Consider the following 24,020-nt stretch of genomic DNA (forward strand, 5'->3'; position numbering starts at 1 on the left):
AGTGGTAGTGGTCAGACGTTGCGGCGGTACTGGCCGCCGACCTCGAAGAAGGCGTCGGTGATCTGCTGCAGCGAGCAGACGCGGGCGGCGTCCATGAGGACGGCGAAGACGTTGTCGCCGCCCACCGCCGCGTCCTTGAGGGCGGCCAGGGCGGTGTGGGCCGGCTCCTGGTGTCGGGCCTGGAAGTCCTGTACGCGCGCCAGTTGGGAGTGCTTCTCCTCCTCGGTGGCGCGGGCGAGTTCGATGACGCCGGGCTCGGCGATGTCGGCGTGGGGGTTGCGGAAGGTGTTGACGCCGATGAGGGGCAGAGTGCCGTCGTGCTTGCGCTGTTCATAGAGCATCGACTCGTCTTGGATACGGCCGCGCTGGTAGCCGGTCTCCATCGCGCCGAGCACACCGCCGCGCTCGCTGATCCGCTCGAACTCCTCCAGGACGGCCTCCTCGACCAGGTCGGTGAGTTCGTCGATGATGAACGACCCCTGCAGGGGGTTCTCGTTCATCGCCAGGCCCCACTCCCGGTTGATGATCAGCTGGATGGCCAGGGCGCGGCGGACCGAGTCCTCGGTGGGGGTGGTGACGGCCTCGTCGTAGGCGTTGGTGTGCAGGCTGTTGCAGTTGTCGTAGATCGCGATGAGCGCCTGCAGGGTGGTGCGGATGTCGTTGAAGTCCATCTCCTGGGCGTGCAGCGAGCGTCCCGAGGTCTGGACGTGGTACTTCAGCTTCTGGCTGCGCTCGCCCGCGCCGTACTTCTCCTTCATCGCGACGGCCCAGATACGGCGGGCCACGCGGCCGAGGACGGAGTACTCGGGGTCCATGCCGTTGGAGAAGAAGAACGACAGGTTCGGGGCGAAGTCGTCGATGCGCATGCCGCGGGCGAGGTAGGCCTCGACGTAGGTGAAGCCGTTGGCCAGGGTGAAGGCGAGTTGGCTGATGGGGTTCGCGCCGGCTTCGGCGATGTGGTAGCCGGAGATGGACACCGAGTAGAAGTTGCGGACCTTCTGTTCGATGAACCACTCCTGGATGTCGGCCATCATCCGCAGGGAGAACTCGGTGGAGAACAGGCAGGTGTTCTGGCCCTGGTCCTCCTTGAGGATGTCGGCCTGGACTGTGCCGCGCACGTTCGCCAGCGCGTGCGCCCGCAGCTCGGCCGTCTCCTCGGGCGACGGTTCGCGGCCCTCGGTGGCCCGGAAGCGTTCGAGTTGCTGGTCGACGGCGGTGTTGAGGAAGAAGGCCAGGATGGTCGGCGCGGGCCCGTTGATCGTCATCGACACCGACGTCGTCGGCGCGACCAGGTCGAAGCCGTCGTAGAGCGCCTTCATGTCCTCCAGCGTGGCCACCGAGACGCCGGAGGTGCCGACCTTGCCGTAGATGTCGGGGCGTTCGTCGGGGTCGCGGCCGTAGAGGGTGACGGAGTCGAAGGCGGTGGACAGGCGGGTGGCGGGCTGGCCCTCGGAGAGCAGCTTGAAGCGGCGGTTGGTGCGGAACGGGTCGCCCTCGCCCGCGAACATCCGCGCCGGGTCCTCACCGTCACGCTTGAAGGGGAACACCCCGGCGGTGAAGGGGAAGTGGCCGGGCAGGTTCTCCCCGCGCCAGAACCGCACCAGCTCCCCGTGGTCGGTGAAGCGGGGCAGGGCGACGCGGGGGATCTTGTTGCCGGAGAGCGACTCGCGGGTCAGCCTGGTGCGGATCTCCTTGTCACGGACCTTCACGACCTGCTCGTCGCCGGAGTAGGCGGCGATGACGGCGGGCCAGTTCTCGATCTGCTCGCTGATGTCGTGCGGGAGCCGCCTGCGGGCCTCGTCGAGCAGCGACTGCACGTTCGCGGCGTCGGAGCCGACCTCGACGAGCTCGCCCCGGACCGCGTCCAAGCGCTGCACTCGCCGTGCCGCCTCGGCCAGTTGGGCGGTCTCGCCGTGGTAGGCGCGGACGGTGTCGGTGATCTCGGCGAGGTAGCGCACCCGGTCCGCGGGGACGACCTGGCGGATGCCGGAGGAGTGGCGAATGCCGACCGGTGCCAGCGTGCCTTCGGACAGCGGCAGTCCCTTCTCGGCCAGGGCGGTCTTCAGGTGCTGGTGCAGCGCGGTGACCCCGTCGTCGTTGAAGGTGGCCGCCGAGGTGCCGTACACCGGCATGTCCTCGGGCCGCATGCCGAACGCCTCGCGGTTGCGGACCAGTTGGCGGCCCACGTCGCGCAGCGCGTCCTTGGCGCCGCGCCGCTCGAACTTGTTGATCGCCACCACGTCGGCGAAGTCGAGCATGTCGATCTTCTCGAGCTGCGAGGCGGCGCCGAACTCCGGCGTCATCACGTACATCGAGGTGTCGACGAACGGCACGATCGCCGCGTCGCCCTGGCCGATGCCCGGCGTCTCCACGATCACCAGGTCGAAGCCGGCGGCCTTCACGACGTCGATCACGTCCGCGAGGTGCTCGGGCAGCTCGCGGCTGCCGCGGGTGGCCAGGCTGCGGAAGAAGACTCGGCTGCCGTCCAGGGAGTTCATCCGGATCCGGTCACCGAGCAGGGCGCCACCGCCGCGGCGACGGGTCGGGTCGACCGCGATCACTGCGATCCGCAGCTTGTCCTGCTGGTCGACACGGAACCGGCGCACCAACTCGTCGGTCAGGGACGACTTCCCCGAACCACCGGTGCCCGTGATGCCGAGCACCGGCACCGACCCGGCGGCAGCCGTGGCACGCAGTTGTGCGAGGAACTCCGGGGGCAGTTTGCCGAGTTCCGCACCGGTGATGGCGCGGGCGATCGCGAACCGGTCACCGGCCAGTACGGCGGCCGCTTCGGCCGGTTTGCCGTCCCAGAGGTCGAAGTCGCAGTCCCGCACCACCGAGTTGACCATCCCGGCCAGGCCCATCCGCTGGCCGTCCTCCGGGGAGAAGATGGTCACCCCGCTGTTGCGCAGCCGGGCTATCTCGTCGGGAACGATGACGCCCCCTCCGCCGCCCACCACGCGGATGTGGCCGGCGCCCTGCGCACGCAGCGACTCGACCAGGTACTCGAAGTACTCGACGTGCCCGCCCTGGTAGGACGAGACGGCCACGCCGTGTGCGTCCTCCTCCAGCGCCGCGTCCACGACCTCCCGCACCGACCGGTTGTGGCCCAGGTGGATCACCTCCGCACCCTGGGACTGGAAGATCCGCCGCATGATGTTGATCGACGCGTCGTGCCCGTCGAACAGAGCTGAAGCGGTGACCAGGCGAACAGGGTGCACGGGCCGGTGCAGATCGCTCATGAGGGCCTTCCCGGACGGAGCAGGGTACTGCTGACATCAGAAATACTAGGACGTCCTAGTAAATTGCTGGAGGTGATCGCCGTCACAGGTCGAGGACCAGGCGCGGCCCGCACGAGCGGGAGACACAGATGAGCATGGTGTCGCCGGCGGCCCGCTCGTCCTCGCTCAGCAGCGAGTCGCGATGGTCGGGCTTGCCCTCCAGTACGTCCGTCTCACAGGTGCCGCACGTGCCTTCCCGGCACGAGAAGTCCACCGCGACGCCGGCCTCCTCGACGGTTTCGAGTACCGAGCGGTCCGACGGCACGGTGAGGGTGAGCCCGGAACGAGCGAGCTCCAGCTCGAAGGCCCCGGCCGGGCCGGACCCGGTCGGCTGCGCCGGGGCGAACCGCTCGAGGCCCAGCGTGCCGGGGGGCCAGCCCGCGCACTGCTCCTGCACCGCCAGCAGCAGGGGTTCGGGCCCGCAGGCGTGCACCAGGGTGCCCTCCTCGGGTACGCCGAGGTGGGCGGCGAGGTCCAGCAGGCCGTACTCGTCCTGCGGACGGATGAGCACGCGATCCCCGTGCGCGGCGAGGCGGTCGAGGAACGCCATGGAAGTGCGGGTGCGGCCGCCGTACAGCAGAAGCCAGTCGTCTCCCGCGGCCTCGGCGGCCTCCAGCATGGGAAGGATGGGCGTGATGCCGACGCCGCCGGCGATGAACAGATGGCGTGCGGCGGGCCGCAACGGGAAGTTGTTCCGCGGCCCGCGGACCCGCACGGTGGTGCCTTCGTACAGGTGGTCGTGGACGTACGCGGAACCGCCCCGGCCCCGCGGCTCGCGCAGCACGGCGATCTGCCAGGCCGCACGGTCGGCCGGGTGCCCGCACAGGGAGTACTGACGGATCAGGCCGCCCTCTTCACCGTCGTCGCCGTCCAGGAGTACGTCGATGTGGGCGCCCGGAGCCCAGGCGGGAAGCACACCGCCGTCGGGGCGGCGCAGGATGAGGGAGACGACGCCGTCGGCGGCGGGGGTACGGGTCGCCACGGTGAGGGGCGTCCAGGCGGGCAGTTGGTCGTTCATGGTGGGTCAGCTCCGGGGTTCAGGCCTGAGTCGGCACGTGAAGCAGCAGCGCGTCGCCCTGGCCGCCGCCCCCGCACAGGGCCGCCGCTCCGCTGCCGCCTCCGCGCCGTCGCAGTTCGGTCGCGAGGGTCAGCATCAGCCGGGCTCCGGTCATGCCGACCGGGTGCCCGAGCGCGATCGCGCCGCCGTTGACGTTCACCTTGTCCAGGGGGATGTCCAGCTCCCGTACGGAAGCCAGGGCCACCGAGGCGAACGCCTCGTTGATCTCGAACAGGTCCAGATCGGCGCACTTCAGCCGGCCGTCCCGGGACAGGGCGTCGCGGACTGCGCCGGCCGGCTGGACGAGCAGCGAGGGGTCGGGGCCCGCGACCGTGCCGTAGGCGCCGATCTCGGCGAGCGGGGTCAGGCCCTCCCGGCGGGCGCGCTGCGCGCTCATCACGACGAGGGCCGCGGCGCCGTCGGACAGCTGTGACGAGTTGCCCGCGGTGATCGTGCCCGCCCCCAAGAAGGCCGGCTTGAGCCGCCCCAGGCCCTCTGCGGTGCTCCCCGGCCGTACGCCTTCGTCGGTGTCGACCACCGTCTCGCCCCGGCGCCCGGCCACGGTGACCGGGACGATCTCCTCGGACAGTGCACCCGACTCCTGCGCCTGGGCGGCCCGTTGATGGGACAGCGCGCTGTACGCGTCCTGCTCCTCGCGCGTCAGGGCGTACGGCTGCTGATAGCGCTCGGTGGCCGCTCCCATGGAGACGCCGTCGAAGGCGCAGACGAGGGCGTCACGGTCGAGGGCGTCCTCCACCGTGGTCGAGCCGTACTTCCAGCCGGTGCGTGATCCGCGCAGCAGGTGCGGGGCGCCCGACATGGACTCCATGCCACCGGCGACGACCACCTCATGCCGGCCGGAGGCGATCATGAGGTCGGCCAGGGCGATGGCGTGCAGACCGGACAGGCAGAGCTTGTTGACGGTGCTCGCGGGGACGGAGAACGGAATGCCGGCGCGGATCGCGGCCTGCCGTGCCGGGTTGGGGCCGGCCCCGGCCTGCACGACATGGCCCATGACGACGGCTTCCACGGCTGCCGGTTCCAGGTGCACGGCGGCCAGCGCCGCGCCGATGGCGTGGGCGCCGAGGTCGACGGCGGACACCGTGCTCAGGGCGCCCATGAGTCTGCCGATGGGCGTCCTTGCTCCGGCGACGATGACGGATCCGGGCATGGCCGGGACCTCCTGGGGAGTGGGACGGGGTCAGGCGGCCGCGTCGACGGCACGTCGGGCGATCATGTGGGCCGTTTCGTTCACCGAGTGCAGAACGATCCGGCCGCCGGGCATGCGCCGCACCCGGCTGACGGACGTGTAGCCGGGATGGAACCAGAACATCGTCGGCAGGCCGAGCACCGTCGCCAGGTAGGTGTTGGTGATCCCGCCGTGGCACACGACCGCGATCCGCCCGCCGGGATGGGCGTCGAAGATGGTGTCCATGGCGCGTACGGCACGCGCACGGAAGGCGTCCCAGTCCAGGTCGGGCACGAAGTCCTCGTAGCGTCCCTCGGCGAGTGCCGCCCCGCGGGGGTCCTCCGCGCCGATCTGCTCCGGTGGCATATAGGGGTGGGAGACGTCGGTGTCCCACTCGCGCAGGTCGTCCAGGACGGTGGCGGTCATGCCGGTGAGCCGTTCCAAGGGAGCCACCGTCTCGCGGGCACGCAGGAACGGGCTGGTGTACAGGGCGTCGACGTCCTCGTGCACGAGCCAGGCGGCGAGTCGCTCTGCCTGGGCACTGCCCTCCGGTGACAGCCCCGGGTCGAACACGCCCGCCAGGGGGAGGCCGTGCCGGACGAGGAGGAGTTCGGTCATGGGTGATCCTTCGTACGCGTGAGGGACGGGCGGGTCGGCTCAGCCGGCGATGGTCCGTTCCGAGCTCCAATAGGGGCGCCGCATCGCACGCTTGTCGAGCTTGCCCATCGCGTTGCGCAGCAGCTCGGGGACGAACTCGTACGACTTCGGGCACTTGTAGGCGGCGAGGCGGTCGCGGCAGAACCGGTCCAGGTCCTCGGTCGGCGGCTCGTCGGCCGCGGCCACGACCAGCGCCCGCAGCGACTCGCCGAAGTCCGCATCGGGCACGCCGATGACCGCGACCTCGGCGACCGCCGGGTGCTGCCGCAGGACCGCCTCGCTCTCGGCCGGGTACAGGTTCACGCCGCCGGAGACCACGACGTCCGCGGCCCGGTCGGTGATGAAGATGTAGCCGTTCGCGTCCACGTAGCCGATGTCGCCGAGCGTGAAGACGCCGGGGGAGAGATAGGCGGACCTGGTCTTGTCCGGGTCCGCGTGGTAGCGGACGCCCTGCTCCTCCGGAGCCCGGAAGGCCAGCAGTCCGCGTTCGCCGGGCGGCAGTTGCCGGCCGTCGTCGTCGGTGACCAGGACCTCGAACGGGGGCCGGACACGCCCGACCGAGCCCGGGTGCGCCAGCCACTCGGCGCTGCTGATGCGGGCGACGGTTCCCGCTTCGCTGGCGCCGTACGACTCGATCAGCACCGGGCCGAACCAGTCGATCATGGCTCGCTTCACGTCCGGCGGACACGCGGAGCCGGTGTGCGAGACCTGCCGCAGGCTGGAGACGTCGTAGCGGGCGCGGGCCTCTTCCGGGAGGGCGAGCAGTCGTTGGAAGTGGGTGGGCACCATCACCGTCGAGGAGACCCGCCACCTCTGCACCCGGCTGAGGAACGTCTCCGCGTCGTATCTGTCGAGGACGATGACCGGCTGACCGGCCGCCAGGTGACGCAGTGAGGTCAGCGGCGCGTTGTGCTGCAGCGGGCCGCACACCAGGTGCGGTCCCGGCGGGAACCCGGGCCGGGCGGCCATCGCGGCGAGGTAGGCGGAGCTGTCGGCGACCGGGCCGCTCACCCAGCGCACCTCGGTACCGCGCGCCCGTCCGGTGGTTCCCGAGGTGTAGACGAGCGGAGGCCGGGCGGGCCGGTCCGTCGGGGCCGTGCGTTCGGCGGGCGCGGCCGCGAGCCACGCGTCCCAGGCGAAGGCGTGCCCGACCGCCGGGGTTCCGTGCATCACGACCGGAAGGCCCAGTTCCCGGGCCGCGTCGAGGGCGGCACCCGCGCCCACCGGTCCGGCGATGATTCCGGTCACGCCCGCGTCGATGATCTGGTCGACGAGTTCGCCCGACGTGAGATTCCGGGATGTGGCCACGGTCCCCACTCCGGCACGCAGGCCCGCCAGATGGGCCACCAGCGTCGGGATCGCGTTGTCGCCGAGGACTGCGACCCGGTCGTCGGGGCCGGGCGCGAGCTCCAGCAGCCGTGCCGTCGCCCGCGCCACCTGGTCGGCAAGGCCCGACCAGGACAGCACGCCAAGGTCGTCCGCCAGGGCGGGCTCGTCGGGTGTCTCCTGGGCGCGACGGTCGAGTGGCAGCAGCGACATGGCTCCTCCGGCGGCTCCTGGGCCTCTCCCGATTCGAAGGGAGAGGAGATGCGGAGACTGTAGCGTTTATCAAGAAAGTACGGAACACTCAGGTTCCAGGCGGAGTCATTTCCCCAAGTTTCAGAGGTGGGGGCGGTGTACTCCCGATCACCGTTACTCAAACTGCCGTCTGGTAAGTATCCGAGGAGGAGCCATGTCCCAGCCCGATCCGGACGCATGGCGCACACAGGTCCGGCAGTGGCTGGCCGGCGTGCTCGAACCGGCGCGGGCGCCGCAGTCCGCCGGAGGTGCCGCCGACCTCGCCGTGTTCCACAATCTCCCGGAGGACGAGGAACGCCTGCTCCTCGAGCGCTGCCGCGTCTACCAGCGCGCCCGCTTCGACGCCGGGTACCAGGCGCTGACCCTCCCCGAGGACAAGGGCGGCGCGGGCCTGACCGCCGCCCATGTGGCGGCCTTCGCCAAGGAGGAGTCGGCCTTCGAGGTGCCGCCGTCGACCGAGCTGATCAGCGTCACGGTGCGCCTTGTCGGCATGGCCGTCTCCCTGTTCGGGACGGCCGAGCAACGTGACACGTACGCGCGCGCGTTCCTGCGCACCGACCTGCTGGCCTGCCAGCTCTTCAGCGAACCCGGTGCCGGATCCGACCTCGCGGCCCTGCGCACCCGTGCCCGCCAAGAAGGCGACGAGTGGGTGATCGACGGTCAGAAGGTGTGGACCTCGGGCGCCCAGTTCGCCGACTACGGTCTGCTGCTCGCCCGCACCGACCCGGACGTGGTCAAACAAGCCGGCATCACCGCATTCCTGGTCCCGATGGACGCCACCGGCGTGGAGGTGCGCCCCATCCGTCAGATGAGCGGCGGCGCCTCCTTCAACGAGGTCTTCCTCAGCGGCGTCCGTGTTCCGGACCGGCTGCGGATAGGGCGACCGGGCCAGGGATGGGAGGTCGCCACCACCACCCTCGCCTTCGAGCGGACCGCCTCCGGCGGCGGCAACCGCCGTAAGGGCGGCACGTTCGCGGATGTCCTCGCACTCGCCCGCTCCCTCGGCCGCACCGAGGACCCGCTGGTCCGCCAGCGCCTCGCCGACCTGTACGTACGCGCCGCCCTGCGCGCGGCCACCGTGGACCGCGTCGCCAGGACGAGCGCCGCCGGCGGCCGGCCGGGCCCGGAGGCGTCGCTGACCAAACTCATGGCCTCCGACCTGCTCACCCGCACAGGACAGGTCGCCACCGAGCTGATGGGCGCGCGGATCAGCGCCGACACCGGGGAGGCGGGCACCTTCGCCTGGGCGCAGCACCTGCTCGGCGCCCCCGGCTATCGGCTGGCCGGAGGCACCGACCAGATCCAGCGCAACCTGATCGGCGAACGGGTGCTGAAGCTGCCGCCGGAGCCGCGGGTGGACCGCATGCCGTTCTCGCAGCTTCCCGGCAACTGAGGCGCCGGGTTCCTTTCAGCAGCAGCATTCGGCAGCCGCATTCCGCAGCCGCATTCCGCAGTCACATTCGGCAATCGCATTCGGCAATCACAAAGGAGTGACATCGATGGATCTGGGACTGACAGGCGCGAAGGCGCTGGTGACCGGCGCGAGCCGGGGCATCGGGCGGGCGATCGCCACCACCCTGGCGGCCGAGGGCTGTGCGCTGGCCCTGTGCGCCCGTGGCGAGGAAGGCTTGGCCAAGGCCGCCGCCGAACTGCGCGGCGAGGGGGCCACGGTGTTCGCGGAACCGGTCGACGTCACCGACCCGGCCGCGCTCGCGGGCTTCGTGCAGCGCGCGGCCGGTGAACTCGGCGGCCTGGACCTGCTGGTGTCCAACGTGTCGGCGGGCAACGTGAAGGGCCCCGAGTCCTGGGAGGCCAGCCTGCGCGGCGACCTGATCCCGTTCGCGGGACTCGTCGAGGCGGCCCTGCCCCACCTGGAGGCCTCCGACCGGGCCGCCGTCGTCGCCATCGGCACCACCAACGCCTCCGACACCGCGCGCCCGGCCGGAGCGAACTCGTACTCCGCGCTCAAGGCAGCCGTGGTCCAGCACGCCTCGGCCCTCGCGCACGCCCTCGCGCCGAAGGGCATCCGCGTCAACACCGTCTCGCCCGGCCCGATCGACTTCCCCAGCGGCGCCTGGGAGACGATCCGCACCAGCCGCCCGGAGGTGTACGAGGAGGTGCTCGCCAAGCTCCCGATCGGCCGTTACGGCACCGCGGAGGACGTGGCAGCGGCGGTGGCGTTCCTGCTCGGGCGGACCGGCTCCTTCTGCGTCGGGGTCAACCTCGTGGTGGACGGCGGGCTGCTCACCCGCGTCCAGTACTGAGCCGTGGCGGGCCCGGCCGGCCGCCTGGACGCCGTGTTGGTCTGCGGCGGCCGCTGGCACGACTACGACTACGCGCGGCTTCGGCTGCTGGAGCTGCTCGGTGAGCATCCACGGGTGCGCACCACCGTGTATCAGGACTACGACTGCCTGGCCGCGCTCGAGAAGGCCGACCTGCTGGTCACCTACACCTGTGACGTCCGGCCCCGCCCGGCGCAGCGGGCCGCGCTCGCCCGGTTCGTCGAGCGGGGCGGACGCTGGCTCGCCCTGCACGGCACCAACTCGGTGATCGAGCCCTCGGCGAGTGACGGACCGCGGGTGTTCACGACCCCGAGGCTCCTGGGGGAACTGGCGCCGGTGCTCGGCAGCCAGTTCCTGGCCCATCCGCCGATCGAGCCGTACGAGGTGCGGGTGACCCGACCCGAGCATCCGCTGGTCGCCGGGATCGGCCCGTTCACGGTCACCGACGAGCTGTACGTGTGCGAACTGCACGGGGAGTTGGAGGTGCTGCTCCATGCCGAGTACACGGGGCCGTGCCGCGGTTTCGCCGAGGGTGACACGGCGGCCCTCGACGCCGCGCCCCGGCCGGTGCTGTATCTCAACCGGCACGGTCTCGGCGAGGTCTGCTACTTCACCCTCGGGCACTGCAGGGGCCGTTACGACGTACAGGACCTGGGCGTGGACGACACCGGCCGGGTGGACCGGGGGCCGTGGGAGACGCCGGAGTTCATGACGGTGCTGCGGCGGTGTGTGGGGCGGACGGTGAGTGGGCGAAACCCGGCAGAGGAGCGGGCCGGCACCTGAGCGGGGCTCGGGCGTCGGCCCTGCACGGGTCGCGGCTCAACCGTGCGGCAGGACCACTGCACGGCCGTTGATGTCGCCGGCGTGCAGACGCTCGTAGGCCGTCGGCGCCTCGTCGAGGGTGAACGTCTCGACGTGGGAGGAGACCAGGCCCTGTCGCGCCAGCTCGACGACCTCGATGAGTTCCGGGCGGCTGCCCCAGTAGGGGAACGAGGCGGAGACCTCGAACGGCAGCCCGCCGCCGAAGCCTACCGCCAGGGTGCCGCCGCCGATGCCGACGATCGTCACGTCGCCCGCCACCGCCACCGACGCCGCGGCCACCGCGAGCGTCGCCTCTGCTCCCACGAAGTCCAGCACCACGTCCGCTCCCGTCCCGCCGGTGAACTCCCGGATCCCTGCGGCCGCCGCGCCGTCGGAGAGGAGCGTCTCGTGGGCGCCGACGGTGCGTGCCAGCTCGAGCTTCTCCTTGCTCACGTCGAGGGCGACCACCCTGGCCGGTGTCAGGGCGCGGAGCAGCTGTACGGCGAGATGACCCAGGCCGCCGACCCCGATCACCACCGCCGTGCTGCCCGGGACCAGCTTGGGCAGTGACTTCCTGATCGCGTGATAGGGCGTCAGCCCCGCGTCGGTGAGCGGGGCGGCCTGCACCGGGTCCAGTCCGTTCAGCGGCACCAGGTGGCGGGGCGAGTCCACCAGCATGTACTCGGCGAGCGCACCGGGGGAGCCGAGTCCCGGCGGCAGGATCCCGAGCCCGGCGGCGCGCGGGCAGCAGTTCTCCTTGCCCTGGGCGCAGTTGTGGCAGTGCCCGCAGCCCCGCGGGCCGTACACCGCCACGTCGTCGCCTTCCGACACTGCCGTGACACCGCTGCCCACGGCCGCGACCGTGCCGACACCCTCGTGGCCGAGCGTCATCGGCAGCAGGTAGGGGAACTGCTCTTCGGGCCAGCCCATGACCGCCAGGTCGGAGTGGCACAGGCCCGCCGCCGTCACCTTCAACAGCACCTGGCCCGGGCCCGGTTCGGGCGCGGGAACCTCGACGACCTCAGGGGCGTGTCCCACCCTCCAGTACTGCACAGCCTTCATTGTCAGGTCTCCTTGCCGGTGGCAGGCAGGACGCCGCTCTCCGTTGGAGTCTCGGCGCCGGCATTCGAGGGGATTCCCTTCCGGCGGCGCAGCACGGCAGGCAGGGCGATCCGGCCACCCGTGAGGACCAGCGCCACGATGAGGACCGAGCCGGTGAACAGGCTCGCGGCCCACTGCGCGCTGGTGGCGAGCCCGAGTCCGGTGATGCCCGTGCCGAGCAGGAGGACGGCGAGAACCGTGCCCCAGGCGTTGAAGCGGCCCGCGCGCAACTGGGTCGCCCCGACGAAGGCGGCGGCGTAGGCCGACAGCAGATACGGGGTGCCCGCGGTCGGCGAGCCGGATCCGACCGAGGACGCGAAGACGATGCCGGCAAAGCCGGAGAGCAGCGCTGAGGTCACCAGGGTCAGAAAGCGCAGCCGGTCGGTGCGCACGCCCTGCAGCCGGGCCGCGTCGGCGTTGAAGCCGGTCGCGTACAACCGGCGCCCGGTGGCGGTGTGTTCCAGCAGGAACCAGATGGCGAGCGCGGCGAGCAGCAGATACAGCACCGGCAGGGTGATGCCGCCCGCGTCCAGCTGGGCGATGCTCGCGAACGGCTTGGCGAGCAGCTGCACACCGGTGATGGAGCTGTCGTTGGTGACCATGGTGATCAGTGACTGGATCAGCGCGCCGGTGGCCAGGGTGGCGATGAACGAGTCGACGCGCAGGACCACCACCACGATCCCGTTGACGACTCCGATCAGCAGTGCGGCGGCCATCGCCAGGGTGATCGCCGCGCCGGGACCGAGTCCGGCGGAGACCAGGAAGCGGGCGGTCAGCACGCTGGTGAGCGACATGGTGTAGGCGACCGAGAGGTCGAAGACGCGTGCGGCCAGTGGCGGTACGACGCTGAGTGCCACCAGGCCGGCCACGGCGTTGCCGTTCAGTACCTGCTTGACCGTGATGATGGTCGGGAACGTGTCCGGCGCCCACACGGAGAAGAGCACGACGATGACCAGCCACACGTATACGGCGCCGATGTTCCGGAACGACAGGGCGGTCACCGCCCGCCGGCCCAGTGCGCCGGGGACGAACACCGCGGACCTGTGCGGTGCGGACGGCGGTAGCTCCGCCGCCCGGGTCGGTGTGGATGTCATGTCAGAGGGTCCCTTCCAAGGCTCATGTCACTCGGTTCCTTCCATGGCGTGCACGAGCGCGGGCTCGGTGATGTCCCGGCCACTGATCTCCCGTGCGATCCGGCCGTGGCGCACCACCAGGACGCGGGTGCACAGCGCGAGCAGGTCCTGCGTGTCGGAGGAGCACACGATGACGCCCATGCCCTCGTCGGCCTGACGCTCTATCAGGTCGTAGAGCTGCAGCCGGGTGGCGACGTCCACGCCCGCCGTGGGTTCGCACAGCGCCAGCACGGGCGGGCGCTGTGCCAGACAGCGGGCCATGACGACCTTCTGCTGGTTGCCGCCGCTCAGGGTGGTGATCCGCGCCCCGGGTCCCGCCGTACGCACCCCGACCCGGCTGATCCAGTCCTCCGCCAGGGCGGACTCGCGGCGCCGGTGCAGTCGCCCGGCCCGGGCGCGTAGCCGGTGCAGGAGCGGGAGGGTGAGGTTCTCGCCGACCGAGAAGTCGCCGATCACTCCCTCGCCCGCCCGGTCCGCCGGGACCAGGGGAAGGCCCAGGGCGTCGGCGTCACGCGCCTCGGTCCACTGCTCGGAGCGTTCCGGCAGCCGCAGCCTGCCGCTCACCGCCCCGGCATGGGCCCCGCACACCACGTACGGCACGATCTCGTGGCCGGAGCCGACCAGACCGGTGATGCCCAGACGCTCGCCCCTGGCCAGGTCGAGGTCGACTCCCCGCAGGGGCCCGGCCCACAGGTCACGGACCTCCAGTACGGGGTCGGCGGGACCGGCGGAGGGCGCCGGGCGGTGGTCGGTCTCCGTCTCCTCGCCCGCCATCAGTTCCGCCAGCGAGCGCGGAGTGAGCTCGGCGACCCGGCGCGTGGCGATCCGGCGTCCGCCGCGGATGACGGTGACCCGGTCGGCGAGCGCGAAGATCTCGTCCATCCGGTGCGAGACGTACAGGACACCGGCGCCGTCGTCGCGGACCTCCCGCACGATGTCGAAGAGGCGGGCCACCTCGCCGGGCGGCAGCACGGCGGTGGGCTCGTCGAGCACCAGGACACCGCGGCCGCCCTCCCAGCCCTGCAGCGCGGCGGCGATGGCCACCACCGCGCGCTGCACCGGGGTCGCCGTCACCAGGGGACGGCGTACGTCGATGCCGAGACCGAACCGTTCGACGAGGGCGGTCGTCCGTCGCTCCATCTCCGGCCAGCGGATGTTGCCGAACGCCGTGCGGGCGAAGCCGTGGCTGAGCGCCAGATTGTCGATGGCGCTCAACTCGCCCACCAGCCCCAGCTCCTGGTGGACGAAGCGGAGCCGGTCGTGGCGGGAGGCCGTGACATGGCCGAGGTCGAAGGGCTCGCCGTCGAGTTCGGCCACCGCACCCGGCTCCGCGTGGTGGAAGCCGGCGAGGATCTTGATGAGGGTGGACTTGCCGGAGCCGTTGGGCCCGATGAGGGCGTGAATCTCGCCGGGGGCGACCTCGAGATCCACGTCCCTCAGTGCCTGGGTGCCGCCGAATCGCTTCGACAGGGCGGCCACACGCAGTACCGGCCCGGTCAACTCAGGCCCCAGAGCGCCTTGAACTGCTTCTGGTAGCTCTCGACGATCGGGAAGTCACCATCGGCGGAAGGCAGGTTGTCCTTGGTGACGAGCATGTTGGGCAGTGCCGCCTTCTGGTCCACGGCCATGGACTGGCCGGTGAAGTGCCGGGCCAGCGCGTCGACCTGGAGCCAGGCCGTCTCATGGGAGTTCAGCGCCATCGCGCCGTCGGTGAGACCGCTCTGGATGTACTGGTAGTTCTGCGCGTCACCGACGTTGACCACGATGTGCTTGCCGGTGATGCCGGCGGTCTTCAGCGCGGCCGGTACGCCCACGTTGAGCAGGCCCAGGGAGAAGACGACATGGGTCACCTTCGGGTGTGAGCGGAGATACGACACCACGCGGTCCGGCATGTCCTTGCCCACCGCGGTGATCGGCACGTCGACGTTGTCCAGCGCGCAACCGGCGCACCACTTCTTGTAGTTGGCCGCGAAGGAGTCCTTGACGGGCTTGAGGATCGTGTACGCCGGCAGATCGAAGTACACGGTGTTCGCCTGGGCGCCGCTGTTCGACACCACCCACGAGGCGAGCATCCGGCCCTGGATGCCGACGTCCTTCGGCCCGTTCTTCAGCAGGGAGATGCCGTCGCCCACCACGTCGTCGGCGTTGGACTGGATGACGGGGATACCGGCCGCCTTCAGCTGTGCCAGCTGCTTGGCGTAGACGGCACGCGGGAAACCGGAGGCGACGACGGCGTCCGGCTTGTCGCGTACGGCCTGTTCGTAGGCGGCCTGGACGGACTCCGGCGTGCCCTGGGTGGCGATCTGCTTCACCTTCCAGCCGAGTTGTCCCGCGGCGCCGGTGAAGAAGTCGGCGAGGTCCTTGCAGGACTGGACGCCGCACAGGATGAAGTCGATCTTCTTGCCCTTGGGGATCTTCTTGCCGACCGGCTGGGTGACGGAGATCGCGGCCGGGCGCTGCGCATACGTCTTCAGAGCCGCGCGGGCCGCCGTCAGGCCGGGCGATCCGGGCGCCGCCGCCTGCGAGGAGTCGGCGGCCGGGGTCGTGCCGCTGCCGCACGCCGCCAGGGTGAGCAGGGCAGTGACGGGGACGATCGCGGTGAGGGCGCGGCGGACCGCGCGACCGGGTCTGGAACTCATCGTTGAGTACTCCCGTGGTGTGGCGCACGCAAGAGGTGCTGGGGAAGGCAGGGCTGCGTGGATCGCCGGCGTGGGGTACGGCGCGGGCCACCGGGGTGAGAGCCCCGGGGCGCTGGGTCCGGGACGGGCAAGACCGTTCCGGGACGGAGAAACTTATGAGGCACTACAGCCTCAAGTGGGTCGGAGTGTGACATGCCCCGGCGTGCTTGGGGAGAGGGTCGCCGCAAGAAAATCCTGGATCTCAAGCTGATTCCGCGATGACCTCGGCAGATGCGGGCTCGTTCACCGTCGCGAGTGTTGCTCCCGACCGCAACCGGTAACTACACTCACTCTAAAGTTTCTGCCGGAGGAGAGATGATGGACGAAACATCGGAGCTGGGCACGGCGCGGTGCCCCGGGCCCAGCGTCCAGGACTACCTCGACCAGGACAGCCGCCCTGTTCCCCCCGCCCTGAGGTACGAGCGGAACGACCACCTCGGCAGCGAGGACATCGACACCGCCCGCTTCACCTCCCGCGAATGGGCCGAACGCGAGATGCGGCAGGTGTGGCGCCGTGTCTGGCAGTTCGCCTGCCTGGAGAGCGAGATTCCCGAGGTCGGCGACCACGAGGTCTACGAGATCGGCGACGACTCGCTCATCGTCGTGCGCACGGCCCCTGAGGAGATCCGCGCCTTCGTCAACGTCTGCCTGCACCGCGGACGCAAACTGCGCACCGGCGGCGGCAACGTCAGCGAGTTCCGCTGCTCGTTCCACGGCTTCGCCTGGAACCTCGACGGCACGATGCAGACCCCGCCCTGTGCCTGGGACTTCCCGCACGTCACCCCGGAGAAGTTCGCCCTCCCCGAGGCCCGGGTGGCCACCTGGCGCGGCTTCGTCTTCATCAACATGGACCCGTACGCGGAGTCCTTCGACTCCTACCGCGGCACCTTCGACGACTACTACATCTGGCCACTGGAGAACCGCTACAAGTCGCTGCACATCGCCAAGGTGCTGCCCTGCAACTGGAAGATCGCACAGGACGCGTTCATCGAGTCCTTCCACGTGATCGCCACCCACCCGCAGATGCTGCCGTGGCTCGCCGACGCCAACTCCCAGTACGACGTCATGGCGGACCAGCCGAACTGGAACCGGATGATCAACATCCAGGGCGCGCCCAGCCCGCACGTGGCGGACTCCGTCACGGAGGAGGACGTCCTCGAGACGTTCTACGACTCGCGTTCGTTCTACGCCGCGGCCCAGGGCCGTGACCTGGTGATGCAGGAGGGCGACGAAATGCCGGCGATCCCGCCGGGCGGCACCGCCCGCCAGGTCCTCGCCGAGCGGATGCGCGCGCAACTGGCGGCCACCTCGCAGCAGGACTTCTCGCAGACCGCCGACACCGAACTGCTGGACGCCATCAACTACTTGCTGTTCCCCAACTTCAACCCCTGGGGCGGCGCCAAGTCCAACATCATCTACCGGTTCCGGCCCAACGGCCTAGACCCGGACTCCTGCACCGCGGAGATCATCTTCATGTCCTCCCCGAAGCAGCCCGGCGAGATGCCGCCCCCGGTGAAGATCCGCTGGGTGCCGGAGGACATGCTCTTCGCCGACATCCCCGAACTCGGCGTGCTCGGCCCTGTCTTCGACCAGGACTGCGAAAACCTCCCCTACGTCCAGCAGGGCCTCAAGGCGATGCGCAAGCCGGGCATCACCCTGGCCAACTACCAGGAGAGCCGCATCCGCCACTTCAACCGGACGCTCGACCAGTGGATGGAGAAGTGACCCACCGCGTGGCGGTCAGACCCCTGGGCGTCGAGCTCGAAGTCCTCGACGGCGAGGACCTGTTCACCGCCGCCCAGCGGCTCGGCTACCGCTGGCCCACCGTCTGCGGCGGCAAGGGCACCTGCCGTACCTGCTTCGTCCAGGTGGAGGACGGCGCCGAGAACTGTTCCCCCGTGGGCCCGTTGGAGCGCGAGGGCATCGAGGCCCTGCGCAGGCCGGTGGACGGCCTGACCCGGCTCGCCTGCCGGCTGCGGGTCGAGGGCCCGGTGACCGTGACCAAGCGCGGCGTGCGCCGCCGAGTGCAGGAGTGAGGCCCCCATGTCCAAGCAAGTGATCCACCCGCTGACCGGGCATGTGTACCGGCTCACCGAGGACGGACTCGTCGAGGTGACCGACCCCAGCACCGGGGCACAGGGCGTCTTCGACTTCCAGGCCCGGTGGCAGTCGGGCGAACTGCGCCACGCCGACCTCCAGATGGCCGGCTGGGTCGGCCGCCTCGCACAGCGGCGTACCCCGCCCCGGCCGGAGGGGTGACGCCGTGTCCCCGCGCACCACCCGGGTGGTCTGTCTGGTACGCCGCCCCGAAAAAGAGCCGGCCCCCAGTGACTTCGCCGTAGAGGAACGCCCCCTGCCGCCCCTCGGTGAGGGCCAACTCCTCGTCCGCAACCTCTACATGAGCGTCGACCCGTCCATGCGCGGGCGGCTGGAGAGCACCGAGAAGCACTACACGCACAACTTCACCCCCGGATCACCGCTCGACGGCCGGGCCCTCGGTGTCGTGGAGGAGAGCCGCTGTCACGGCGTGCCGCCCGGTGCCTTCGTCCGCCACCAACTGGGCTGGCGGGAGCGGGCCGTGCTGGACGCGGCGGACACCGACGGAGCCGATCGCATCGACCCGCAACTCGCCCCGCTGCCCACCTGGTTGGGTCTGCTCGGCCAGACCGGATTCACCGCGTACGTGGGCCTGGTCCGGGTCGCGGCGCTGCGACCCGGCGACACCGTCTTCGTGTCGGCGGCGGCCGGGGCCGTCGGCACCGCCGCCGGCCAGTTCGCGCGCCTGCTGGGCGCGGACCGAGTCGTCGGCACCGCCGGCGGGCCGGACAAGTGCGCCCTGCTGGTCAAGGAGTTCGGCTACGACGCCGCCGCGGACTACCGTGCCGAGCCGGTGCGCGACGCCCTGGCCCGGATGGCACCCGACGGCATCGACGTCTACTTCGACAACGTCGGCGGAGAGCAGCTCGCCGCCGCCCTGCACGCGCTGCGGACCGGTGGCCGGGTCGCCCTGTGCGGCATGATGTCGCAGTTCGGCGGCGCCCGACGGACCGTGGACATCAACCATTTGATCCAGGCGGTCCTCAAGCGGCTGACGCTGTGCGGTTTCATCGTCCGCGACCACGACGACCTGCGGCCGGAGTTCGAGCAGCGGGTCGCGGGCTGGCTCGCCGAGGGCCGGATCACCACGCGCGAGACGGTGGTGGACGGCCTGGAGAACGCCCCGGGGGCGCTGCTGTCCCTGCTCGGCGGCGGAAACGTCGGCAAGATGCTGGTCCGCCTGGGCGATTCCGGCTGAAACGGCCCCGTCCGGCACGCTGAAACGGCGCCCCCCGGGCGGGGGGCGCCGTTTCAGCGCATGGGGTGTGACGCGGCGACGGTGTGGGCCGTCAGGGAGACCCCGACTCGGGTCAGCCCCGCCACGGCCGCTCGGAAGTCCTTGATGTGCGCGGTGGAGAAGTGCTCGTCGAGGGCCTGCCGGGAGGTCCAGTGCTCGTACACCCGGATACGCCGCTCGTCGGCGGGATCGGCGGTCATGGCGTAGTCCAGACAGCCGGGTTCGTGCTCGCGGGTGCGCCGGCCCAGCTCGACGAGGGCCTTCAGCATGGTGTCGCGGTCGGCGGGCTCGTAGTCCATCCAGCCGGCGACGATGATTTCCTCGGCCACGGGATTCCTTTCGCGGTCGTGCCCGCGGGCCCGTCGCCCCGGTGCAGGGGAGCGACGGGCCCGCGGTGCTTCAGATGCCGAGCGGCGCCGGGACGCTGTCCACGGTGACCGTGCCCTGGTCACCGTCGACCGTGATCACCATTCCGTCCCGCAGGCGCTGTGTCCCGCCCTCGACGGAGATGACGGCCGGGATGCCCAGTTCGCGGCAGACCACCACGGCGTGGCTGTTGAGCGCGCCCACGTCCACCACGGCCGCTCCGGCGACCAGGAACAGCGGGGTCCAGGCCGCGTCCGTGATCGGTGCGACCAGCACCTCCCCGGGCTCCAGCGCCTCGCACGAGGCCGGGTCGGTGACCACCCGCACGCGGCCCGTGTAGGTGCCGTGGCTGCCGCCGACACCGCCGAGGACATCACCCTCGACGGCCGCCTGCGTCCGCTCCTCGGCGCGCCGCGGCCAGGTGCCGATGTCGGTCTGCGCGTCCTCCGCGACGAAGAACGGCGGTTCCAGGTCGTGCAGGGCGGCGTACTCCTCGAGCCGCCGCGCGATGACGGGACCGAAGGACTCCGGGGCGGCGACATAGTCGTCGAGCTCGGTGTCCAGCAGCATCATCACGTCCTCGGGCCGGGCGAAGAGCCCCGCCTCGACGCCGCGGCGACCGAGCTCCCGTACGGCCATGCGGATCTCGTTGACGACGGTGACGCAGTTCGCCTTGGTGCGTTCGCGGGCCGGGATCCACACCTGGGAGGCGTGCATGCCGGCGTCGAACATGGGCTGTGTCTCCTCGGGCAGCACGGCCCGGATCTCCTGTGCTGTCTGCTCGCGCCGTTCGGTCAGCCGTGTCCGGCGGGCGGCGGGGGAGTCGTCGTCGGGACTGTGGCGGATCCGGTCGACCAGGGCCAGCGCCTGGACGGGCGCGGCCTCCCAGGACAGCGCGTGGATGTCCCACTCGTTGGGGCCGCGGTCGCCGGACTCGGCCAGGAACTCCTCGAAGGCGTCGCGGAACGTCTTCACGTCGCCGCTCGCCCCGTCGAGGGCCTGCTCCACGGCGGCCGGACCCCGGTCGAAGAGCGCGCTCAGCTCGGTTGAGGCCGCCACCTGCCGTGACAGCGTCCATAGCCCGGTCGAGGGGGAGGCGGAGTCGACGTCGCCCAGACCGCCGATCAGGTCGAGCATGGCGCCGGGGCGGTCCACGCTCGCGCACAGCGGGCCGAGGATCGCCGGTCCCACGGATGCGGGCAGCGAGGACTCGACGTGCCGCTGGAAGGTCGTCTCCACCTCGTCCAGCAACGACCGTGCGTACGCCACCAGTTCGGCCTCGGACAGCCGCGTCAGGTCGGGCCGGGAGCGGCGCAGTGCGCGCAGACGCTGCCGGTCGCCGTTGGCCTCCGGGAAGCCGCTCTGGCCGAGCATCCGCTGAAGCGTCCCGCCCGCCTTGGCGGTCAGCTCCTCGTCCTGGTCGTCCGGGTGCGCCAGGTACACCGGAGTGTCGGAGCGCTGTCCGACGAAGGCCGCGTCGATCTGGTCCGCCGTCTGGCCCATACGGATGCCGAACAGCCGCATGTGGGACAGGTTCAGGTAGAAGTGGCCGCCGAACATCCCGACGAACGGCGGTCGCGGGCCGGCCACCTCCTCCTCGCGATAGATGCCGAACCCGACGAAGCCGCGACGCCAGCCCTGCAGGCCCTGCCCCCAGACCAGGGTCCAGCCCAGCGGGCTGGCGGGTTCCGGCAGGGTCTCGCCCGCGTTGGCGCGGGTGTAGTGCGGCAGTCGCTCACTGCGCTGCCAGTCCGTGATCCAGCTCTTCATGACCGAGGTCTCCCGCTGTCCGTACCCGCGCCTACCACTGCGCCGTTCCGCCGTCGACACTGATCAGTGCGCCGGTGATTCCTGTGCCGGCCTCGCTCGCGAGCAGCGAGGCGACGGCCGCGATCTGCTCCACCGTGGTGATCTTCTTGGTCGCGGCGTGCTCGGCGAAGCGGCTCAGCCATTCCTCGTAACTGATGCCCTCGGCCTCGGCAGCGGCCGGCCCCGCGGCGCGCATCAGGTCGGTGTCGACGGCGCCGGGGCAGATGGCGTTGCAGGTGATGCCCTGGGTGCCGTACTCGAAGGCGGTCGCCTTGGTGAGGCCGTGGATCGCGTGCTTGTTGGTGATGTAGTGGCTGATCCCCGGCTTGTTGGCCTGCTTGCCCTCGACGGAGGAGATGTTGATGATGCGGCCCCAGCCGCCTTCCAGCATCTTCGGCAGCGCCCGTCGGGTGCCGTAGAAGTAGCCGTTGACGTTCAGCCTGAGGGCGTCGTGCCACGCCTCGTCGCTGAGCTGGTGGATGGGGGCGAAGCCGGAGCTGCCGCCGACGTTGTTGACCCAGATGTCGAGCCGGCCGAAGCGCTCGGCGGCGAAGTCGGCGAGGCCCTCGATGTCCTCCTGGCTGTTGGCGTCGCAGGGGTGGAAGACGGCCCGGTCCCCGGCGCCCATCTCCTCCAGGGCCTGCTTGCCCTTGATCTCGGAACGGCCGCTGATGACGACCGTGGCGCCGTCGGCCACGAAGGCCTCGGCGATGGCGCGGCCGATGCTGCGCGTGCTGCCCGTGATCACCGCGACACGTCCGTCGAGGCTGCCCGTAGCCACCATGCTGTTCTCCCGCGAGTGTTGTTGGTTCGTCACCTGGTGGCTCTGGCGGCTTGGGCGCCGTCTTCCAGGTGTTGGTGGATGGTGCGGTGGAGGTGCTGGAGTCCGGGCTCGTTGCGTCCGAAGACGAAATCGGTCCCGTCGAGGGCCTTGAGACCCTGCTGGACTCCGTAGGTGGTCGCGTAGTCCTCGTCGCGGACCACCTCGTGGAACCACTCGCCGAATTGGTCGGCGGCCTGGCGCTCCTCCTCGGTGACCGCCGGCTCCCGCAGCAGGATGATCTGCTGGGTCACCGACTCGGTGGCCGTCCGGGGGAGAACCAGGGAGACGGCGATCTTCTGGCGCCAGCCGCCGGCGATCGCGAGGCCCGGGAAGAGCCAGTAGATGGGCCCGACGCAGTCGCCGGGATCGCGCTGGTCCGGGGGCAGCTCGACCGCCTGCGCGATGGGGCGCAGGGCCGGTGCGATGCGCTGGTGGGGGCCCCAGGTGTCGTGGGCCATCATGTTGGAGAGGTTCGTCTCGAACACCGTCTTCGGGTGCAGCGAGGCGAAGTGGTACGTCTCCAGATATCCGTCGAGGGTGACCTTCCAGTTGGGACTGGTCAGCTCGCTGGTGGCGTAGTGGTGGCACTCCGCCAGCCGCATACCCTCGAGAAGCGGCTGCAGATCGCCCAGCCAGGCGTCCAGGTCGGGCTCGGCCGCCGGGTCCAGCGAGACGAAGACGATCCCCGCCCGCTCCCCGGCCGGAAGCCTGACCAGGCTGCGCCCCTCGCGCGGAACGTCGCCGAAGGTCTTCTCGGCGTAGACACCCCGCAGTTCGCCGGACAGGTCGTACGACCACGAGTGGTACGGGCAGGTGAGCCGCCTCGACACCCCGCAGCCGGGTTCGAGGAGCTTGGCCCCCCGGTGCCGGCACGCGTTGATCATCGCGTGTACGGCGCCCTGGCGGTCCCGGGTGATCAGCACGGGGATGCCCAGCACGTCGATCGCCTTGTAGGTGTTCGGTCCGGGCAGTTCGCAGGACATGGCGAGCGGCAGCGGGACGCTCCGGTGGACGGCGTCCATCTCGCGTTGCCAGCGGTCGGCGTCGAGGTAGTTGGCGACGGGTTCCGTCCACTGGCCGTCCGCCTCGTGCGTCGTGTTGGCGCGGTAGTGCGCCATCACGCGCTCGACGAGTTCGGCGGCCTCCTGCCGCATCGTCAGGGACGCGGCGTCGGTGGACCGGTCCTGGCTGATCCACGAGGAGTATTCGGGGGCCGAGGGCGGGGTGCGGTCGGCGTCTGTCTCCCGGATCTCCGGCGAACTGGTCTGGACCACGATGTCCTCACAATCCTCCCAGCCGCGAGCCGGTGACCGGCTTCGGAATGCGACAGCTGGGCTGTGTCCGAAACTGCAACAGGACTTAGTGTGGTCTGTCAATAGAAAGTGGCGAAGTTGCGGCTCGGTCACCGGTGGGGGTGGGTGCGATGGTCATGGTCCGACCGTTCGAGGTGGGCCTGGTGGTACGGGACTTGGGGTCGATGGAGCGCTTCTACCGCGACGTGATCGGTTGTCGCGCTGTGCACCGCTCGCGCGTGCCGGTGGCCGTCGGCGGCCCGGCCGGACTGGGCGGCGAGCTGGTCGTCGTCTGGCTGCAGGTGCCCTCCGGGGGGTGCGTCAAGCTGATTCTTCCCTCGTCGCCCGCGGTGCCGGCCCGTGCGGCGCATCCGCTGGCCGGACGTCAGGGGCTGTCGTATCTCACCTTCTACGTCGACGACGTGGACCCCCTGGTGGCCGCGCTGAGGGCCGCGGGCGCCAAGCCCCTGTCGGACCCGGTCGTCGTCCGCGCGCACGGTCGGCGGATCACCTTCTGGACGGATCCGGAGGGCAATGCGGTGGAGCTGGTGGACGACCGGGGCGAGGAGTCGGGTCCGGGGCGTAGTAATTAGAGAACCTGTTCAGTAAGGTGCGTGGTGCTGGTTACTGTAGACAGAC

General features: G+C 70.7%; 21 protein-coding genes. 8 read left to right on the forward strand and 13 right to left on the reverse strand.

From position 1 onward, the window contains the following. Positions 1 to 11: 11 nt before the first annotated feature. The 5 genes from icmF to ACFY10_RS24655 form a co-directional block, all read right to left on the reverse strand. Positions 12 to 3,242, reverse strand: coding sequence for a fused isobutyryl-CoA mutase/GTPase IcmF (icmF, locus tag ACFY10_RS24635; protein WP_390667346.1), 3,231 nt, complete (start codon positions 3,240 to 3,242; stop codon positions 12 to 14). Positions 3,243 to 3,324: 82 nt separating this feature from the next. Beyond that, positions 3,325 to 4,299, reverse strand: coding sequence for a PDR/VanB family oxidoreductase (locus ACFY10_RS24640; protein WP_390667347.1), 975 nt, complete (start codon positions 4,297 to 4,299; stop codon positions 3,325 to 3,327). A gap of 19 nt (positions 4,300 to 4,318) precedes the next feature. Then, complete coding sequence (locus tag ACFY10_RS24645) at positions 4,319 to 5,509, reverse strand: acetyl-CoA C-acyltransferase (protein WP_390667348.1); 1,191 nt, start codon at positions 5,507 to 5,509, stop codon at positions 4,319 to 4,321. A 30-nt stretch (positions 5,510 to 5,539) separates the two neighbouring features. Next, positions 5,540 to 6,145 (reverse strand): histidine phosphatase family protein, encoded by a 606-nt coding sequence (locus tag ACFY10_RS24650; RefSeq protein WP_390667349.1) that lies wholly within the window; start codon positions 6,143 to 6,145, stop codon positions 5,540 to 5,542. A gap of 39 nt (positions 6,146 to 6,184) precedes the next feature. Beyond that, positions 6,185 to 7,723 (reverse strand): AMP-binding protein, encoded by a 1,539-nt coding sequence (locus tag ACFY10_RS24655; RefSeq protein ID WP_390667350.1) that lies wholly within the window; start codon positions 7,721 to 7,723, stop codon positions 6,185 to 6,187. 193 nt (positions 7,724 to 7,916) lie between these two features. Between ACFY10_RS24655 and ACFY10_RS24660 the strand changes: the two genes are divergently transcribed. The 3 genes from ACFY10_RS24660 (at position 7,917) to ACFY10_RS24670 (ending at position 10,827) form a co-directional block, all read left to right on the forward strand. After that, positions 7,917 to 9,155, forward strand: a complete 1,239-nt coding sequence (locus tag ACFY10_RS24660; protein ID WP_390667351.1) for an acyl-CoA dehydrogenase family protein — start codon at positions 7,917 to 7,919, stop codon at positions 9,153 to 9,155. Positions 9,156 to 9,261: 106 nt separating this feature from the next. After that, entirely contained in the window at positions 9,262 to 10,026 is a 765-nt protein-coding gene (locus tag ACFY10_RS24665; RefSeq protein ID WP_390667352.1) for an SDR family NAD(P)-dependent oxidoreductase, read from the forward strand. Between the two features lie 3 nt (positions 10,027 to 10,029). Next, positions 10,030 to 10,827 (forward strand): ThuA domain-containing protein, encoded by a 798-nt coding sequence (locus ACFY10_RS24670; RefSeq protein ID WP_390667353.1) that lies wholly within the window; start codon positions 10,030 to 10,032, stop codon positions 10,825 to 10,827. A gap of 36 nt (positions 10,828 to 10,863) precedes the next feature. On the opposite strand, the gene ACFY10_RS24675 is transcribed toward ACFY10_RS24670, so the two are convergent. From ACFY10_RS24675 to ACFY10_RS24690, 4 genes are read right to left on the reverse strand one after another with little or no spacing between them, the layout of a single operon-like run. Further along, a complete protein-coding gene (locus ACFY10_RS24675) occupies positions 10,864 to 11,907 on the reverse strand; it encodes an NAD(P)-dependent alcohol dehydrogenase (protein ID WP_390667354.1) in 1,044 nt (347 codons plus the stop codon). Positions 11,908 to 11,909: 2 nt separating this feature from the next. Then, the gene (locus ACFY10_RS24680; RefSeq protein ID WP_390667355.1) at positions 11,910 to 13,040 is read right to left on the reverse strand and encodes an ABC transporter permease; all 1,131 of its coding nucleotides are present in this window, start codon (positions 13,038 to 13,040) and stop codon (positions 11,910 to 11,912) included. A gap of 27 nt (positions 13,041 to 13,067) precedes the next feature. Continuing rightward, positions 13,068 to 14,579 (reverse strand): sugar ABC transporter ATP-binding protein, encoded by a 1,512-nt coding sequence (locus ACFY10_RS24685; protein ID WP_390667356.1) that lies wholly within the window; start codon positions 14,577 to 14,579, stop codon positions 13,068 to 13,070. Further along, positions 14,576 to 15,718, reverse strand: coding sequence for a sugar ABC transporter substrate-binding protein (locus tag ACFY10_RS24690; RefSeq protein ID WP_390667357.1), 1,143 nt, complete (start codon positions 15,716 to 15,718; stop codon positions 14,576 to 14,578). Before ACFY10_RS24690 ends, ACFY10_RS24685 begins: the two co-directional genes overlap by 4 nt. Before the next feature lie 354 nt (positions 15,719 to 16,072). On the opposite strand from ACFY10_RS24690, the gene ACFY10_RS24695 reads away from it, so the two are divergent. From ACFY10_RS24695 to ACFY10_RS24710, 4 genes are read left to right on the forward strand one after another with little or no spacing between them, the layout of a single operon-like run. Continuing rightward, entirely contained in the window at positions 16,073 to 17,482 is a 1,410-nt protein-coding gene (locus tag ACFY10_RS24695; protein ID WP_390667358.1) for an SRPBCC family protein, read from the forward strand. A gap of 8 nt (positions 17,483 to 17,490) precedes the next feature. Next, positions 17,491 to 17,793 carry a 2Fe-2S iron-sulfur cluster-binding protein gene (locus tag ACFY10_RS24700; RefSeq protein WP_266526235.1) on the forward strand — a complete coding sequence of 101 codons (303 nt, stop codon included), beginning with the start codon at positions 17,491 to 17,493 and terminating at the stop codon, positions 17,791 to 17,793. Positions 17,794 to 17,800: 7 nt separating this feature from the next. Next, entirely contained in the window at positions 17,801 to 18,016 is a 216-nt protein-coding gene (locus ACFY10_RS24705) for a transposase (RefSeq protein WP_390667359.1), read from the forward strand. A gap of 4 nt (positions 18,017 to 18,020) precedes the next feature. Beyond that, positions 18,021 to 19,052, forward strand: coding sequence for an NADP-dependent oxidoreductase (locus tag ACFY10_RS24710; protein ID WP_390667360.1), 1,032 nt, complete (start codon positions 18,021 to 18,023; stop codon positions 19,050 to 19,052). A 53-nt stretch (positions 19,053 to 19,105) separates the two neighbouring features. Here ACFY10_RS24710 and ACFY10_RS24715 read toward each other — a convergent pair whose 3' ends face one another. The 4 genes from ACFY10_RS24715 to ACFY10_RS24730 all read right to left on the reverse strand — a co-directional run bounded on the left by ACFY10_RS24715 (position 19,106) and on the right by ACFY10_RS24730 (position 23,363). After that, the gene (locus ACFY10_RS24715) at positions 19,106 to 19,420 is read right to left on the reverse strand and encodes a putative quinol monooxygenase (protein ID WP_390667361.1); all 315 of its coding nucleotides are present in this window, start codon (positions 19,418 to 19,420) and stop codon (positions 19,106 to 19,108) included. A gap of 70 nt (positions 19,421 to 19,490) precedes the next feature. Further along, positions 19,491 to 21,227 carry a PEP-utilizing enzyme gene (locus ACFY10_RS24720; protein WP_390667362.1) on the reverse strand — a complete coding sequence of 579 codons (1,737 nt, stop codon included), beginning with the start codon at positions 21,225 to 21,227 and terminating at the stop codon, positions 19,491 to 19,493. Positions 21,228 to 21,258: 31 nt separating this feature from the next. Beyond that, positions 21,259 to 22,050, reverse strand: a complete 792-nt coding sequence (locus ACFY10_RS24725; protein ID WP_390667363.1) for an SDR family NAD(P)-dependent oxidoreductase — start codon at positions 22,048 to 22,050, stop codon at positions 21,259 to 21,261. A 29-nt stretch (positions 22,051 to 22,079) separates the two neighbouring features. Next, positions 22,080 to 23,363 carry an aromatic ring-hydroxylating dioxygenase subunit alpha gene (locus tag ACFY10_RS24730; RefSeq protein ID WP_390667364.1) on the reverse strand — a complete coding sequence of 428 codons (1,284 nt, stop codon included), beginning with the start codon at positions 23,361 to 23,363 and terminating at the stop codon, positions 22,080 to 22,082. A 155-nt stretch (positions 23,364 to 23,518) separates the two neighbouring features. On the opposite strand from ACFY10_RS24730, the gene ACFY10_RS24735 reads away from it, so the two are divergent. Continuing rightward, positions 23,519 to 23,974 (forward strand): VOC family protein, encoded by a 456-nt coding sequence (locus ACFY10_RS24735; protein WP_390667365.1) that lies wholly within the window; start codon positions 23,519 to 23,521, stop codon positions 23,972 to 23,974. Positions 23,975 to 24,020: the final 46 nt, after the last annotated feature.

It is taken from the genome of Streptomyces sp. NPDC001401 (assembly GCF_042895385.1).
Lineage (GTDB): Bacteria > Actinomycetota > Actinomycetes > Streptomycetales > Streptomycetaceae > Streptomyces.

Excerpts from the sequence above, each read along its gene's own strand:
- icmF (WP_390667346.1), bottom strand. The coding sequence starts at position 3,242 with ATGAGCGATCTGCACCGGCCCGTGCACCCTGTTCGCCTGGTCACCGCT.
- ACFY10_RS24640 (WP_390667347.1), bottom strand. The coding sequence starts at position 4,299 with ATGAACGACCAACTGCCCGCCTGGACGCCCCTCACCGTGGCGACCCGT.
- ACFY10_RS24645 (WP_390667348.1), bottom strand. The coding sequence starts at position 5,509 with ATGCCCGGATCCGTCATCGTCGCCGGAGCAAGGACGCCCATCGGCAGA.
- ACFY10_RS24650 (WP_390667349.1), bottom strand. The coding sequence starts at position 6,145 with ATGACCGAACTCCTCCTCGTCCGGCACGGCCTCCCCCTGGCGGGCGTG.
- ACFY10_RS24655 (WP_390667350.1), bottom strand. The coding sequence starts at position 7,723 with ATGTCGCTGCTGCCACTCGACCGTCGCGCCCAGGAGACACCCGACGAG.
- ACFY10_RS24660 (WP_390667351.1), top strand. The coding sequence starts at position 7,917 with ATGTCCCAGCCCGATCCGGACGCATGGCGCACACAGGTCCGGCAGTGG.
- ACFY10_RS24665 (WP_390667352.1), top strand. The coding sequence starts at position 9,262 with ATGGATCTGGGACTGACAGGCGCGAAGGCGCTGGTGACCGGCGCGAGC.
- ACFY10_RS24675 (WP_390667354.1), bottom strand. The coding sequence starts at position 11,907 with ATGAAGGCTGTGCAGTACTGGAGGGTGGGACACGCCCCTGAGGTCGTC.
- ACFY10_RS24680 (WP_390667355.1), bottom strand. The coding sequence starts at position 13,040 with ATGACATCCACACCGACCCGGGCGGCGGAGCTACCGCCGTCCGCACCG.
- ACFY10_RS24690 (WP_390667357.1), bottom strand. The coding sequence starts at position 15,718 with ATGAGTTCCAGACCCGGTCGCGCGGTCCGCCGCGCCCTCACCGCGATC.
- ACFY10_RS24695 (WP_390667358.1), top strand. The coding sequence starts at position 16,073 with ATGATGGACGAAACATCGGAGCTGGGCACGGCGCGGTGCCCCGGGCCC.
- ACFY10_RS24705 (WP_390667359.1), top strand. The coding sequence starts at position 17,801 with ATGTCCAAGCAAGTGATCCACCCGCTGACCGGGCATGTGTACCGGCTC.
- ACFY10_RS24720 (WP_390667362.1), bottom strand. The coding sequence starts at position 21,227 with ATGAAGAGCTGGATCACGGACTGGCAGCGCAGTGAGCGACTGCCGCAC.
- ACFY10_RS24725 (WP_390667363.1), bottom strand. The coding sequence starts at position 22,050 with ATGGTGGCTACGGGCAGCCTCGACGGACGTGTCGCGGTGATCACGGGC.
- ACFY10_RS24735 (WP_390667365.1), top strand. The coding sequence starts at position 23,519 with ATGGTCCGACCGTTCGAGGTGGGCCTGGTGGTACGGGACTTGGGGTCG.